This window comes from Streptomyces sp. NPDC087859, assembly GCF_044742595.1.
GTDB lineage: Bacteria > Actinomycetota > Actinomycetes > Streptomycetales > Streptomycetaceae > Streptomyces > Streptomyces canus_F.
This window is the reverse complement of sequence record NZ_JBIUUU010000003.1, coordinates 362981-375117: the sequence shown is the minus strand read 5'-3', so window position 1 is coordinate 375117 and position 12137 is coordinate 362981. Positions and strand designations below refer to the sequence as shown.

Annotated in this window: 11 protein-coding genes; 7 read left to right on the top strand and 4 right to left on the bottom strand. The window is 70.8% G+C overall.

What is annotated here, in order from left to right; all coding sequences use genetic code 11:
• The first annotated feature begins 105 nt into the window (after positions 1-105).
• Both ACIOHP_RS09100 and ACIOHP_RS09095 read left to right on the top strand, forming a co-directional pair.
• The gene (locus ACIOHP_RS09100; RefSeq protein ID WP_401884845.1) at positions 106-879 is read left to right on the top strand and encodes an IclR family transcriptional regulator; all 774 of its coding nucleotides are present in this window, start codon (positions 106-108) and stop codon (positions 877-879) included.
• Positions 876-1733 carry an SMP-30/gluconolactonase/LRE family protein gene (locus ACIOHP_RS09095; RefSeq protein WP_401884843.1) on the top strand — a complete coding sequence of 286 codons (858 nt, stop codon included), beginning with the start codon at positions 876-878 and terminating at the stop codon, positions 1731-1733. The genes ACIOHP_RS09100 and ACIOHP_RS09095 overlap by 4 nt, the downstream gene beginning before the upstream one ends.
• 88 nt (positions 1734-1821) lie before the next feature.
• On the opposite strand, the gene ACIOHP_RS09090 is transcribed toward ACIOHP_RS09095, so the two are convergent.
• From ACIOHP_RS09090 to ACIOHP_RS09080, 3 genes are read right to left on the bottom strand one after another with little or no spacing between them, the layout of a single operon-like run.
• Positions 1822-3225 carry an NAD(P)/FAD-dependent oxidoreductase gene (locus tag ACIOHP_RS09090; protein ID WP_401884840.1) on the bottom strand — a complete coding sequence of 468 codons (1404 nt, stop codon included), beginning with the start codon at positions 3223-3225 and terminating at the stop codon, positions 1822-1824.
• Positions 3218-4402 (bottom strand): MAB_1171c family putative transporter, encoded by a 1185-nt coding sequence (locus ACIOHP_RS09085; protein ID WP_401885250.1) that lies wholly within the window; start codon positions 4400-4402, stop codon positions 3218-3220. Before ACIOHP_RS09085 ends, ACIOHP_RS09090 begins: the two co-directional genes overlap by 8 nt.
• Positions 4403-4443: 41 nt before the next feature.
• Positions 4444-5034 carry a toxin-antitoxin system, toxin component family protein gene (locus ACIOHP_RS09080; protein ID WP_401884838.1) on the bottom strand — a complete coding sequence of 197 codons (591 nt, stop codon included), beginning with the start codon at positions 5032-5034 and terminating at the stop codon, positions 4444-4446.
• 236 nt (positions 5035-5270) lie between these two features.
• Here ACIOHP_RS09080 and ACIOHP_RS09075 point away from each other — a divergent pair, with 236 nt between their 5' ends.
• The 5 genes from ACIOHP_RS09075 (at position 5271) to ACIOHP_RS09055 (ending at position 10997) form a co-directional block, all read left to right on the top strand.
• Positions 5271-6620 carry an extracellular solute-binding protein gene (locus ACIOHP_RS09075; protein WP_401884836.1) on the top strand — a complete coding sequence of 450 codons (1350 nt, stop codon included), beginning with the start codon at positions 5271-5273 and terminating at the stop codon, positions 6618-6620.
• Positions 6617-7555, top strand: coding sequence for a sugar ABC transporter permease (locus ACIOHP_RS09070; protein WP_361540310.1), 939 nt, complete (start codon positions 6617-6619; stop codon positions 7553-7555). The genes ACIOHP_RS09075 and ACIOHP_RS09070 overlap by 4 nt, the downstream gene beginning before the upstream one ends.
• Positions 7552-8409 carry a carbohydrate ABC transporter permease gene (locus ACIOHP_RS09065; protein WP_361477783.1) on the top strand — a complete coding sequence of 286 codons (858 nt, stop codon included), beginning with the start codon at positions 7552-7554 and terminating at the stop codon, positions 8407-8409. The genes ACIOHP_RS09070 and ACIOHP_RS09065 overlap by 4 nt, the downstream gene beginning before the upstream one ends.
• A complete protein-coding gene (locus ACIOHP_RS09060) occupies positions 8406-9377 on the top strand; it encodes an arabinan endo-1,5-alpha-L-arabinosidase (protein ID WP_401884831.1) in 972 nt (323 codons plus the stop codon). Before ACIOHP_RS09065 ends, ACIOHP_RS09060 begins: the two co-directional genes overlap by 4 nt.
• Positions 9378-9482: 105 nt before the next feature.
• Positions 9483-10997: an alpha-N-arabinofuranosidase gene (locus tag ACIOHP_RS09055; RefSeq protein ID WP_401884829.1), complete on the top strand. Its 1515-nt coding sequence runs from the start codon at positions 9483-9485 to the stop codon at positions 10995-10997.
• Positions 10998-11001: 4 nt separating this feature from the next.
• Here the strand turns inward: ACIOHP_RS09055 and ACIOHP_RS09050 are convergent, their stop codons facing one another.
• On the bottom strand, positions 11002-12132 hold the full coding sequence (locus ACIOHP_RS09050) for a hypothetical protein (protein WP_401884826.1): 1131 nt from the start codon (positions 12130-12132) through the stop codon (positions 11002-11004).
• Between the last annotated feature and the right edge of the window lie 5 nt (positions 12133-12137).

The window sequence follows — 12137 nt, the reverse complement described above, 5'->3', positions numbered from 1 at the left end:
GCCCATTGCCCGGGGAAACGCGGTATGGCTAGCCTGTGTTCGTCATGCCGATCGTCTGTTGAAATTTCGAACAGATACCTAAGATGCAAAGGGAGGGGGCTGGACGTGGGACGTCTTGTACCTGCCGTGACCCGGGCTCTCGACATTCTCGAGCTCTTCCTCGACGGGGACGGCACGCTCTCCGCCCCCGACATAGTGCGCAAGCTCCAGTTGCCGCGCACCACCGTGCACGAACTGGTGACCACGCTCGCCGCGCGGTCGTACATCGTCCCGGTGCCGGGTCAGCCGGGACGTTACCGGCTCGGGGTGCGGCCGTACCAGCTCGGCAGCCGCTACGCCGAGCAGCTCGACCTCGCCGCCGAGGGGCAGCAGGTCGCGCGGTCCGTCGCCGAGACCTGTGACGAGACGGTGCACGTGGCGATCCTGGAGGGCACCGACGTCATCTACATCGCCAAGGTGGACTCGACGCACGCGGTGCGGATGGTGTCCGCGGCCGGGCGCCGGCTCCCTGCCCATTGCACCTCCGTCGGCAAGATGCTGCTCGCCTCGCTCCCCGAGTCGGAGCTGAGCTCCCGCATCCCGGACTCCGTCGAGCTGGTCCGGATGACTCCGAACAGCATCACCGAACCGGGCGCCCTGCGCGAGGCCCTCGCCCACATCCGCGAGCGCGGCGTCGCCGTGGAGAGCCGTGAGTCCAACCCGGACGTGTCCTGCGTGGCCGCCCCGGTCCGCGACCGCACCGGCCGGGTGGTGGCCGCGCTGTCCATCTCCGTGCCCATGATCCGCTGGAGCGACGAGCGCCGCGACGAGCTGGAGCAACTCGCCGCGAAGGGTGCCGCCGAGCTGTCCGAGCGCCTCGGTCACCGGAGCGTGGGATGACCTCGAGGACGTACGACTACGAGGTGGCCGTCCGCGCGCAGGCGAGCCTGGGCGAGGGCCCCACCTGGGACCCGGCGCGGAACCGCCTGATCTGGCTCGACATCCTCGGCGCCCGGATCAACACCTACGACCCCGTCTCCGGCCACCGCACGGTCCGCGTCACCGACCAGCACATCGGCGCCGCCAAACCGCGCACCGGCGGCGGGCTCGTCCTCAACCTGCGGGACGGCGTCGCCCTCCTGGACCCGGACGACTCCTTCCGCTGGCTGCACCACGAGCCGGTCCCCGGCCGCCGCGCCAACGACGCCGCCGTCGCCCCCGACGGTTCGCTGTGGGCGGGCACCATGCGCTACGACGAGGCACCGGGCGGCGGCACCCTGTCCCGTCTCACCGGCGACGGCTCCTTCGAGACCGTCCTCGACGACGTCGCGGTCAGCAACGGCACCGGCTGGAGCCCCGACGGCCGCCGGATGTACTACATCGACTCACCGACCCGCCGCGTCGACGTCTTCGACTTCGAGGCCGGGCGCCCCGTGAACCGCCGCCCTCTCGTCGAGATCGAGGAGGGCGCCGGCTTCCCCGACGGCCTCACCGTCGACGCGGACGGCTGCGTGTGGGTGGCGCTGTGGGACGGCGGAGCGGTACGCCGCTACACACCGGAGGGCGCGCTGGACCGCGTGATCACCCTTCCCACCCCGAGGGTGACGGCGTGCGCCTTCGGCGGCGCCGACCTGACGGACCTGTACATCACGACGGCGACGGTGGGCCTCACGTCCCCACACCCGGTGGCGGGCTCGCTGCTGGTGGTGCCTGGCGCGGGGAAGGGTCTGGAGCAACCGATTTTCGCCGGGTGACCGCACGCACCCAGGGGCGCGGGGCTGTATCGATGTGCGGCTCCGCCGCGTGGGCGCGACCAGCCCCCACCGCCCCGCGCCCGACGCACTACTGAAGCCCCACCCGCTTCAACTCCTCGGCAGTCAAAGGCGGAGCCGTGAGCGCAGGTTTCAACGGCCCCACCACCGCAGCCAACAACACCGACGGCGCCAACAGCACCTCCGCCCGCCGCTCCAACGACGTCACATCCGTCACGCGGCGGGCGATCCGCCCGTTCCCGGTCGCCGTGCGCATCAGCCGGTCCACATACCCGGCGAGCAACCGGTCCCGCAGCGTCGGCCCGTCCTCCGTCGCCCCCGGATAGAACACGTCCTGCCCCGTCGCCAGATCCCACGCCGCCCCCACCGGACGGGCCACCGCCTTCTGCACCCGGCGGGACAGCCCGGGCGCACCCCAGCCATGACGCGCGGTCAGCTTCCGCAGGAGCAGCGCGCTCTGCGCACCGACCGCCAGCCCGTGGCCGTAGACCGGGTTGTACGCGGCCAACGCATCGCCCAGCACGGTGAAGTTGTCGGGCCAGGCCGGCATCCGCTCGTAGAAGTACCGGCGGTTGACCGTGGCGCGGGTGACCGCCACCTCGGACAGCGGCTCGGCCTGCCGCAGCAGGTCGCCGATGAGGGGGTGCCGCAGCTCCTCGCGGGCGAAGCGGACGAAGTCGTCGGCGGCGGCGGAGGGTTCACCGCCCCGCGTGCCGTTGACCGTGACGATCCAGCGGCCGTTCTCGATGGGCAGCAGAAAGCCCGCCCGGCCCGGGACACCGGCGTGCGGGTCGGGCTGCACATGGATGACGGGGAAGCCGCCGCGGGCCTGCTCGGGCGCGAGGTAGAGCCGACTGGCGTACGCGAGGCCGGAGTCGACCTTGCGCTCCCGCGGCGCGGGCAGTCCGAGTTCCGTCAGCCAGCGGGGCGCCCCGGAGCCCCGGCCGGTGGCGTCGACCACCATGCCCGCCCCGATGGTCCGTTCACGGCCGTCGTGCTCCCGCACCCGTACCCCGGTGACCGCCTCCGGGGTGCCCACGAGGCCCAGCACCTCGGTGCCGCCGAGCACGTCGACCCGCCCGCCGGCCAGGACCTGTGCGCGGACCGTCGCGTCCAGCAGGTCCCGCCCGGCCAGGATCACATGGTGGGACTCGGGCCAGCGCCGGAACCAGCCCTGCGCCGAGTAGCCGACGATGTCCGTGGTGATCGGCGCCCGCCGCGCGCCCGCCTCCCGGAGCGTCTCGGAGATGCCCGGCAGCAGTTCCTCCATGGCCCGCACACCGCCCGACCAGAGCATGTGGGCGTGCCGGGCCTGCGGCAGACCCTTGCGCGGCTCGGGGCTCTCGGGCAGTACGTCCCGCTCGACGACCAGGACGCGGTCGGCGAAGGCGGCGAGCGCCCGTGCCGCGAGCATGCCGGTATGGGATCCCCCCAGGACCACGGCGGTTCTGGCGGGGGAGGGACTCTCACTCATGCGCGGACATGCTCTCTGCCGGGACGGCCGCACGGATGCGTACCGCCTTGATCTCGTCGGGGCTGCGCAGGGCCTCGGACACGGCCTGGATCTCCTGCAGCAGATAGGTGGTGTCGGGGGCGCTCGCGTCGGCGGCGTCCGGGGAGCCCGGCGCGCGCTCCATGGCGTCCAGGATCGTCACGGCCGCCGCCAGCGCCTGGGCCCGGCCGCGTTCGAGGCCCAGGGCCAGGGCGGCGTCGTAGGCCCGGGCGCGCAGCTCGTCGTCGAGGTGGCGGGAGAGGTGCAGGAGCGCGTCGCGGATGAGCGTCTCGCGGCGGATCAGCCGCATCTCGAGGGTCGCCCGCAGCGCGAAGGGCTCACGGCCGCCCGTGACGCTCCGCATCAGCCGGGCCAGCGGCTTGAGGCCGCGATACCGGCGCCGCAGCCGCCACCGCTCCTGGAGGTACTGGCCGGCGTGCGGCACGATGAAGCCGATCGCGACCAGGGTCGCCGCGATGCACGCGGCCGACGGCGCGATGTTGGTGTTCAGCCAGTCCAGGTCGTGTCCGGTCCAGCGGGCGACGACGGCCGTGAGCTTGGCGACGCTGAAGAGCAGGTTCGTCGCGAAGCCGACTCCGAGGAACCTCAGCCCCCAGCGCAGCCAGCCGTCGAGGCCCGCGGTGCGGATCCAGTTCCACACGAGCCGGGACGTGACCAGGCTGGCCACCATGTGCGCGGACAGGTAGAGGAGGATCGCCTCCCGCATGAACGGCGTGCCGGCGTAGTAGGTGTCCAGGTCCCGGATCTGTTCCACGGGCACGTCGGCGAGGGCGAACAGTACCCACAGGGCGACCACGACACCCGCGTAGACGGCGACCACCCACCGGGTCGCGCGGCGGGTGTGGGCGTGGCGCTCGGTGCGGCCGTTGCGCCAGTGGACGACCAGCAGCAGCCATGACGCGCAGAGCGCGGTGAGCAGCGAGTACACCCAGGGTGCCGCGATGTTCGGTACACCGGTGACCCGGTTGGTCCAGGAGATGGTGCTGGGGGCGGCGAAGACGAACACCGCGCAGGCGAACAGCAGCAGTCCGCCGACGGCCCGCAGCAGCGGGTCCCGCCAGAGCTTCAGGATGCTGGGCAGTTTGATCACCAGGGCCGCGGTCAGCACCACGGTGGGGAGCCAGAAGGAGACGTACATCCCGCTGAGGAGGTTGGCCTGGGCGAGCGGACCGGCGTGTGTCACCGCTCCGTGCCTCTGCGCCCGCGGTATCCCATGGACCGCTCCATCCCGTTGAGGGAGGCTCTGCCGCCGTGGCCCGAGAGGTAGGGCCGGAACGCCGCCGCCAGCCGGTGGCCGAAGTCGTCCGCCTCCGCCTCGTCGGTCTGCCGGGAGCCGTCGCGTGCGGCGATGGCCAGGGCGTCCTTCCAGTCGGGGCCGCCGGCCAGCGCGCGGGCGGCGGCCGGGCCCACGCCGTGCCGGTGCCCGGCGTCGAGGTGCCACAACTCATGGCCGAGGATGACCAGTTGCTGCACCGCCTCGGCCCGCTCCTCGACGATGACCAGGTCGAAGTCCTGGAACTCCACGCACAGGCCGGTCACCTCGATCTCGTCGGGGAACCGTTCGAAGCGCAGCTCGACGGGCCGCCCGCCGCGGCGCGCGCTCATCTCCTCGCACAGCGCCCGGCACACCTCGTGCACGCCGGCCGGGGGAGTGGGCCTGGCCCGCAGGGCGGCGTCGAGTTCGACAGCGAGCCGGCGCATCGCGGGCCCGGTTCTCGCACGCCGCAGCGCCGCGGCGACCCGCCCCGCCCTCGTGCGCGCGATGTCCATCGATCCCCCTTCTCGCCCCTGTACGGCAGCCCGTCCGAGCGTACGCGGCCGGAACTGTCCACGTCATGCGATCCGGTGACCGTTCGTACAAGTGAGAACTACCGTTCGCGGTTCTGAAAATCCTGTCCGGACCATTGACTAGAAAGCGCTTCCTATCTACGGTCCCGTTCGAAGTTACGAGCACCTAACGAGATATCGAACCGACCGGATCTCCTCTCCGACTGTAAGGGCAGGCAATGGGACGACCTGACCTGAACCGCAGGCAACTGCTCGCCGCCGCAGGCGGGTTGGCCGTGGCCGGCAGCTTCGGCTTCGCCGCGCTCGGCACCGGCGCCGACGCGCTCGCCTCCGACGCGGACACCCGGGTGCGCTACTGGAACCTCTTCAGCGGCGGCGACGGCGCCAACATGATCGCGATGCTGGACTCCTTCCGGAAGGAGCACCCCGACATCGCGGTCAAGGACTCCACCCTCCAGTGGGGCAATCCCTTCTACACCAAGCTCGCCATGGCCGCCGCGGGCAACCGCGCCCCCGAACTCGGCGTCATGCACGTGGGCCGCGTCGCGGGCTTCTCGCCGGGACGGCTCCTGGACCCGTGGGACGAGGCACTCCTCGCCCGGTACGGCGTGCGCAAGGCGGACTACAACCCGGCGTTGTGGAACCGCGGTGTCATCGACGGCAAGCTCTACGCCCTCCCCCTCGACATCCACGTCCAGCTCTGCTTCTACCGCAAGGACGTCCTGAAGAAGGCGGACCTGCTCGGCGACGACGGCCGGATGATCCCGGTCGGCTCCACCGACGAGTGGTTCGACGTCCTGAAGAAGGCCAAGCGGGTCCAGAAGAAGGGCCTGCAGACCATCGGCCTGTGGACCAACGACCAGAACTTCCAGTGGTGGTTCTTCGTCGCCTTCTACACCCAGCTCGGCGGCCGCTGGTTCGACGACGGCAACACCGAGATCCTCTTCGACGCCGACAAGGCCACCCAGGTCCTGGAGTTCCTCCGGCAACACGTCACCGACGGCTACGTCATCCCCGGCGCACCCACCGGCGAACAGTTCATCAACGGCGCCCCCTTCACCTGGGAGGGCAACTGGTCGGTGCCGGTCTTCTCCGGCGCGAAACTGGACTACGGCGCGACCCCGCTGCCGCCCGTCTTCGGCAAGCCCGCCACCCACGCCGAGTCGCACGCGTTCGTGCTGCCCCACCAGTCGGGCCGCGGCGGCGCCACCAACGAGGCCGCGCACGAACTCGCCGCGTACGTCGTCACCCACGCCCAGCAGTGGGCGGCCGGCGGCCACATCCCCGCCTACACGCCGACGCTGTCCACGGCCGCGTACCAGAAGCTCGAACCGCAGAACGAGTACGTGAGCGCCATGGACCACCAGGCCACCGAGCCCAAGGTGTGGTTCGCCGGCTCCACCGGCGTCCTCGCCCAGGACCTCGGCCCCGTCGTCGTCTCCTCGACCATGGGCTCCGCCAAGCCGGCCGCCGTCGCACAGCGGATGAAGTCCCGGCTCACCAAGCTCCTCGCCTCGAAGAACCCGATGGACGGCAGGACCGCCGCGCAGGGAGGTACGGCCGCATGACGACCAGCGCTCAGACCGTCGTCGCACCGGCGCGGGCGAGGACCGCCACCGCCACCGCGACCGTCCGCCGCAAGCAGGGCTTCCAGCACGGGGGCTGGTTCATCGCCCCGTTCCTGGCGCTGTTCGCGCTCTTCGTCGTCTGGCCGCTGCTGCGCGGCCTCTACCTCAGCTTCACGGACGCCAACATCTCCGGCGAGGGCGCGAGCTTCGTCGGCCTCGACAACTACCGCGAAGCCCTCCACGACCAGGCGATGTGGGACGCGCTCGGCCACAGCGCCTGGTTCACCCTCCTCGTCGTCCCGTCGATCACGATCCTGGCGTTCCTGCTCGCGATGCTCGCCCACCACATCGAGCGCGTCACATGGCTTTGGCGGCTGTGCTTCTTCGTCCCCTTCCTGCTGCCCTCGACGGTCGCCGCCAACCTGTGGCAGTGGCTCTTCACCCAGGGCATCGGCCTGTTCAACGAGACCTTCGGCCTCGACACACCCTGGCTGACCGACAAGTCGTACGCGATGCTCGCCATCGTGATCCAGACCCTGTGGTGGACGGTCGGCTTCAGCTTCCTGCTGTACCTCGCCGCGCTCCAGGGCATCCCCGGCCACCTCTACGAGGCCGCCAGGCTGGACGGCGCCAACGCCTGGCACCGCATGGTCCACATCACCCTGCCGATGCTGCGCCACATCACCGGTCTGGTGATCGCGCTCCAGATCCTCGCCTCGCTCCAGCTCTTCGACCAGGCCGTCGTGATGATGGACTTCAGCCCCGGACCCGAGCTCAGCACCCGCTCCTTCGTCCAGTACACCCTCGAACAGGGCTTCACCAGCTACCGCGTGGGCTACGCCTCCGCGATGTCCATCATCTTCTTCGTGATCATCGCGGCCGTCGCCCTCGGACGGATGGCACTGCTGCGCAACCGTGAGGAGGGGTCCCGATGAGCACCACCCAGCCACGGCTCAAGTCCCGCAAGCCCTGGACGCCCAGCCAGATCGTCCTCACGCTGACCGGCGTCGCCGTCTCCGCCGTCTTCGTGGCCCCGATCGCCGCCGCCCTGTTCACCTCGCTCAAGTCCGAGGCGGAGGCGGCCGAGATCCCGCCGCACTGGCTGCCCGAGGTGTGGACGGTCCAGGCCTGGAAGTCCCTCTGGGAGACCGGCAACATCGGCAACTGGTTCATCAACTCCCTGGTCGTCTCGGTGTGTGTGACGACCATCGTGCTGGCGGTGAGCGCGCTGGCCGGATACGGCTTCGCCCGCACCGAGTTCCGCGGCAAGAACGTCCTGATGGGCGTGGTGATGGCGGGCCTCATGGTGTCTCCCGCGGTCCTGGGCGTACCGCTGTTCACCACGGTCCAGCAGATGGGGATGGTCGACACCTACTGGGGCATGATCCTGCCGCAGTGCGCGCCCGCCGCGATGGTCTACATCCTCTACAAGTTCTTCCAGGGCATCCCGCGCGAACTGGAGGAGGCCGCGTTCATCGACGGCGCCGGCCGCTGGCGCGTCTTCTTCACGATCGTCGTCCCGCTCGCCCGGCCCTCCCTGGCGGCGGTGGGCATCTTCACCTTCATCGCCTCCTGGAACAACTTCCTGTGGCCGTACATGGTCACCAACAACCCCGACCTGATGACCATGCCGAACGGCATCGCGACCGTCATGAACTCCTACGGCATCCAGTGGGCCCAGCTCATGGCCGGCGGTCTGATGGCGGGCCTGCCCCTGATCGTCGTCTTCGTCTTCTTCCAGCGGCAGATCGTGACGGGCGTCGCCCACACGGGATTGGCGGGACAGTGAGAGCGCCCAGAGCGTTGACGGCCCTGATCGCCACGCTGTTCCTGGCGCTCCTGCCCCACACGGCGTACGCACAGCCGGTGTACCCGGACCCGCAGCCCGTCACCGGCCAGCAGATCATCCACGACCCCGCCGTCATCCGCCTCAAGTCCGGCGGCTACGTCGCCTATTCGACCGGCGGCGTCATCGGCGCCCGCCTGTCCAAGGACCGTAAGCACTGGGCCGACTCCGGCAACGCCTTCGCCGAGCCGCCGAGTTGGTGGTACGAGTACAACGACACCGGCGACCCGTGGGCCCCGGACATCTCCTACCGGGCGGGCCGGTACTGGCTGTACTACGCGGTGTCGAGCTGGGGCACCAACCACTCCGCGATCGGCGTCGCCACCTCGCCATCCGGTCTCCCCGGTACCTGGAAGGACCACGGCAAGGTCTTCTCCTCCGAGCGCACGGACACCTGGAACGCCATCGACCCCGCCCTGATCAAGGCCGACGGCCGACTGTGGATGTCGTTCGGCTCCTACTGGACGGGCATCCGCATGGTCGAGCTGAACCCGAGGACGGGCAAGGCCGTGGCGGGCACGACCGTCCACCATCTGGCGACCCGCCCGGACGCCCCCTACGCGGTCGAGGGCCCGTACATCGTCAAGCACGGCCGCTACTACTACCTCTTCGCCTCCTACGACGCGTGCTGCTCCGGCGTGAACTCGACGTACAAGATCAAGGTGGGCAGGTCGACGTCGGTGACAGGCCCCTACGCCGACAGCACGGGCAAACCGATGCTGGAGGGGGGCGGCGACCTACTGCTGGAGGGCCACGGAAAGTATGTCGGCACGGGCGGCCAGTCGGTCTTCCGGGACCGTGGTCAAGACTGGCTGGCGTACCACTACTACGACGCAGAGGACGAGGGCACGCCAAAGCTGGGCCTCAACAGGCTGAGCTGGAAAAAGAACGGTTGGCCAGTCGTCCTCTAGGGGCGCGGGGCTGTGTCCATATGCGGCTCCGCCGCGTGGGCGCGACCAGCCACGACGGGCCCGCAGCCGCCAACGATTCAGAACCATCCTCTTGGGAAGGCAAAAATGAGCACTGCCCGCTTCACCCTCGACCCGGCCTTCACCGTCGGCCAGGTCAACCCCCGTATCTTCGGCTCCTTCGTCGAGCACCTCGGCCGCTGCGTCTACACCGGCATCTACGAACCCGGCCACCCCACCGCAGACGCCGAAGGCCTCCGTACCGACGTCCTGGAACTCGTCCGCGAACTCGGCGCCACCGCCATCCGCTACCCCGGCGGCAACTTCGTCTCGGGCTACAAGTGGGAGGACAGCGTCGGCCCCGCCGAGGACCGCCCCCGCCGCCTCGACCTCGCCTGGCACTCCACGGAGACGAACCGCTTCGGCCTGTCCGAGTACATCGGCTTCCTCCGCAAGGTGGGCCCGCAGGCCGAGCCCATGATGGCCGTCAACCTCGGCACGAGGGGCGTGGCCGAAGCCCTGGAGCTCCAGGAGTACTCCAACCACGCCGAGGGCACGGCACTCGCCGACCAGCGCATCGCCCACGGCGACAAGGACCCCTTCGGCATCCGCCTGTGGTGCCTCGGCAACGAGATGGACGGCCCCTGGCAGACCGGCCACAAGACGGCCGAGGAGTACGGCCGGATCGCCGCCGAGACGGCCCGCGCGATGCGTCAGCAGGACCCGAAGGTCGAACTCGTGGCCTGCGGCTCCTCCAGCCAGTCCATGCCGACGTTCGCCGAGTGGGAGGCGACGGTCCTCCAGGAGACATACGACCTCGTCGACTACATCTCGCTGCACGCCTACTACTGGCCGGAGGACGGTGACATCGACTCCTTCCTCGCCTCCGCCGTCGACATGGAGTCGTTCATCGAGAACGTCGTCGCCACCGCCGACCACGTGGGCGCCCGGCTGAAGTCGAAGAAGAAGATCAACCTCTCCTTCGACGAGTGGAACGTCTGGTACCTGCCCGAGTGGGAGGCGAGGGCGAAGACCTTCGAGCAGGACGACTGGCCCGAGGCCCCCCGCCTCCTGGAGGACAACTACAGCGTCACCGACGCCGTCGTCTTCGGCTCCCTGCTCATCGCCCTGCTCCGGCACGCCGACCGCGTCACCGTGGCCTGCCTCGCCCAGCTGGTCAACGTCATCGCGCCGATCATGACCGAGCCGGGCGGCCCGGCCTGGCGGCAGACGACGTTCTTCCCGTTCGCCCAGGCCGCCAGGCACGGCCGCGGCGAGGTCCTGGACGTGCGGGTCGACTCCCCGACGTACGAGACGAAGAAGTACGGCGAGACCGACCTGCTGCATGCCACCGCCGTGCGCGGCGAGGACGGCTCGGTCACCGTCTTCGCGGTCAACCGCAGCCGGACCGAGGCGCTTCCCCTCGAAGTCGCCCTGGGCGCACTGGACCTGTCGTCCGTGGTGGAGCACAGTGCCCTCGCCGACGCCGACCCGGACGCCAAGAACACCCTCGCCGAGCCCGAGCGGGTCGCCCCGCACACGGTCGAGGGCACCGCGCTGACCGACGGCACCCTGACCGCCGTACTCGAACCGCTGTCGTGGAACGTGATCCGGCTGGCCTAGGGACTCATCGCTCGACACGCACCTGCGCGGGCGGGTACGGCGAGGCGGAGTTCGTGCCGACGGACCAGTACCCGCCCGTACCGGGCACGGGCGCGAGTCCGCTGAGCAGTACGGGGGTCGTGGACAGCGGGCCCCGCTCGCTCACCCACGCGCCGTTCTCCCACCGGAGGTAGTGCGCGCGGGTCTGGTCCCAGAAGTCCCAGCCCGCGATGCGGTCGGGGCCGCCCTGGGCGTCGGCGACGATCGCGGTGAGCATGCCGACGGTGAACGGGGTGGTGGCGTAGGTCCACGCGCTGCCGTCCCAGTGGCGCAGGGTGACGGACGGCGGCTTGCCGGGCGGGCCGCCGACTCCGTAGTCGTAGCCGGTGAGCCAGACGTCGTCGGCGGTGACCGGGAGCAGTCCGGTGACGGAGGGGCGCAGTCCGGCAGGCGTGGGGAGTTGGGTCCAGGTCTCGCCGTCCCAGCGGGCGACGAGTGCGGCGTCGTACACCCAGACGTCGCCGTCGGGTGCCACCCGCACGCCGGCCGCGGCGCTCGTGGGCGGCGTCGGGGGCGGGGTCACCCAGGTCCAGCCGTCGTCCCCGCCGTCGCCGCGCAGCAGTACGCAGCCGTCGCTGTTGCGGCCGGAGAGCCAGACGCGGTCCTTGGCGTCCAGCGTCACCCCGGTCAGGCTCGTCCCGAACGCCAGTCGCCCGGCGAAGAGGGACTCCTGCCAGGTTGCCCCGTCCCAGCGCAGCAGCCGGGCGACGCCGCCCGCGTCGGTGCCGACGGCCCAGGCGGCGCTCGCCGAAGCGGCGACCGAGCTCAGATAGCCGCCGGTGAGCCCGAGGTGGGTGAGATCGAGACGGGTCCACGCGCTGCCGTCCCAGACCAGGGCGAGCGGCACCCCGCGCGTGCCGCCGTTGCGGCCCTCCTCGCCCACGGCCCACGCGAGGTCCGGTCCCGCGGCCGCCACGCCGAGGAGCTGGGCGGCCGGGGTGCAGGCGGGGGCCGGGACGGCCTGCCAGTCGTGCGGGCCCACGATCCGGGGCGCCGCGGCCTCGGGGGCCCCGGTTGCCGTGCCGCCGCTCGACGAGACCAGCCCGATCCCGGCCCCCGCCCCGACCAACCCGCTGATGAATCGCCGTCTTCGCACGAGGT

Bases quoted from the DNA above. Each gene is read 5' to 3' on its own strand.
- ACIOHP_RS09070 (WP_361540310.1), top strand. From the start codon at position 6,617: ATGACGACCAGCGCTCAGACCGTCGTCGCACCGGCGCGGGCGAGGACC.
- ACIOHP_RS09080 (WP_401884838.1), bottom strand. From the start codon at position 5,034: ATGGACATCGCGCGCACGAGGGCGGGGCGGGTCGCCGCGGCGCTGCGG.
- ACIOHP_RS09075 (WP_401884836.1), top strand. From the start codon at position 5,271: ATGGGACGACCTGACCTGAACCGCAGGCAACTGCTCGCCGCCGCAGGC.
- ACIOHP_RS09055 (WP_401884829.1), top strand. From the start codon at position 9,483: ATGAGCACTGCCCGCTTCACCCTCGACCCGGCCTTCACCGTCGGCCAG.
- ACIOHP_RS09095 (WP_401884843.1), top strand. From the start codon at position 876: ATGACCTCGAGGACGTACGACTACGAGGTGGCCGTCCGCGCGCAGGCG.
- ACIOHP_RS09085 (WP_401885250.1), bottom strand. From the start codon at position 4,402: ATGTACGTCTCCTTCTGGCTCCCCACCGTGGTGCTGACCGCGGCCCTG.
- ACIOHP_RS09090 (WP_401884840.1), bottom strand. From the start codon at position 3,225: ATGAGTGAGAGTCCCTCCCCCGCCAGAACCGCCGTGGTCCTGGGGGGA.
- ACIOHP_RS09065 (WP_361477783.1), top strand. From the start codon at position 7,552: ATGAGCACCACCCAGCCACGGCTCAAGTCCCGCAAGCCCTGGACGCCC.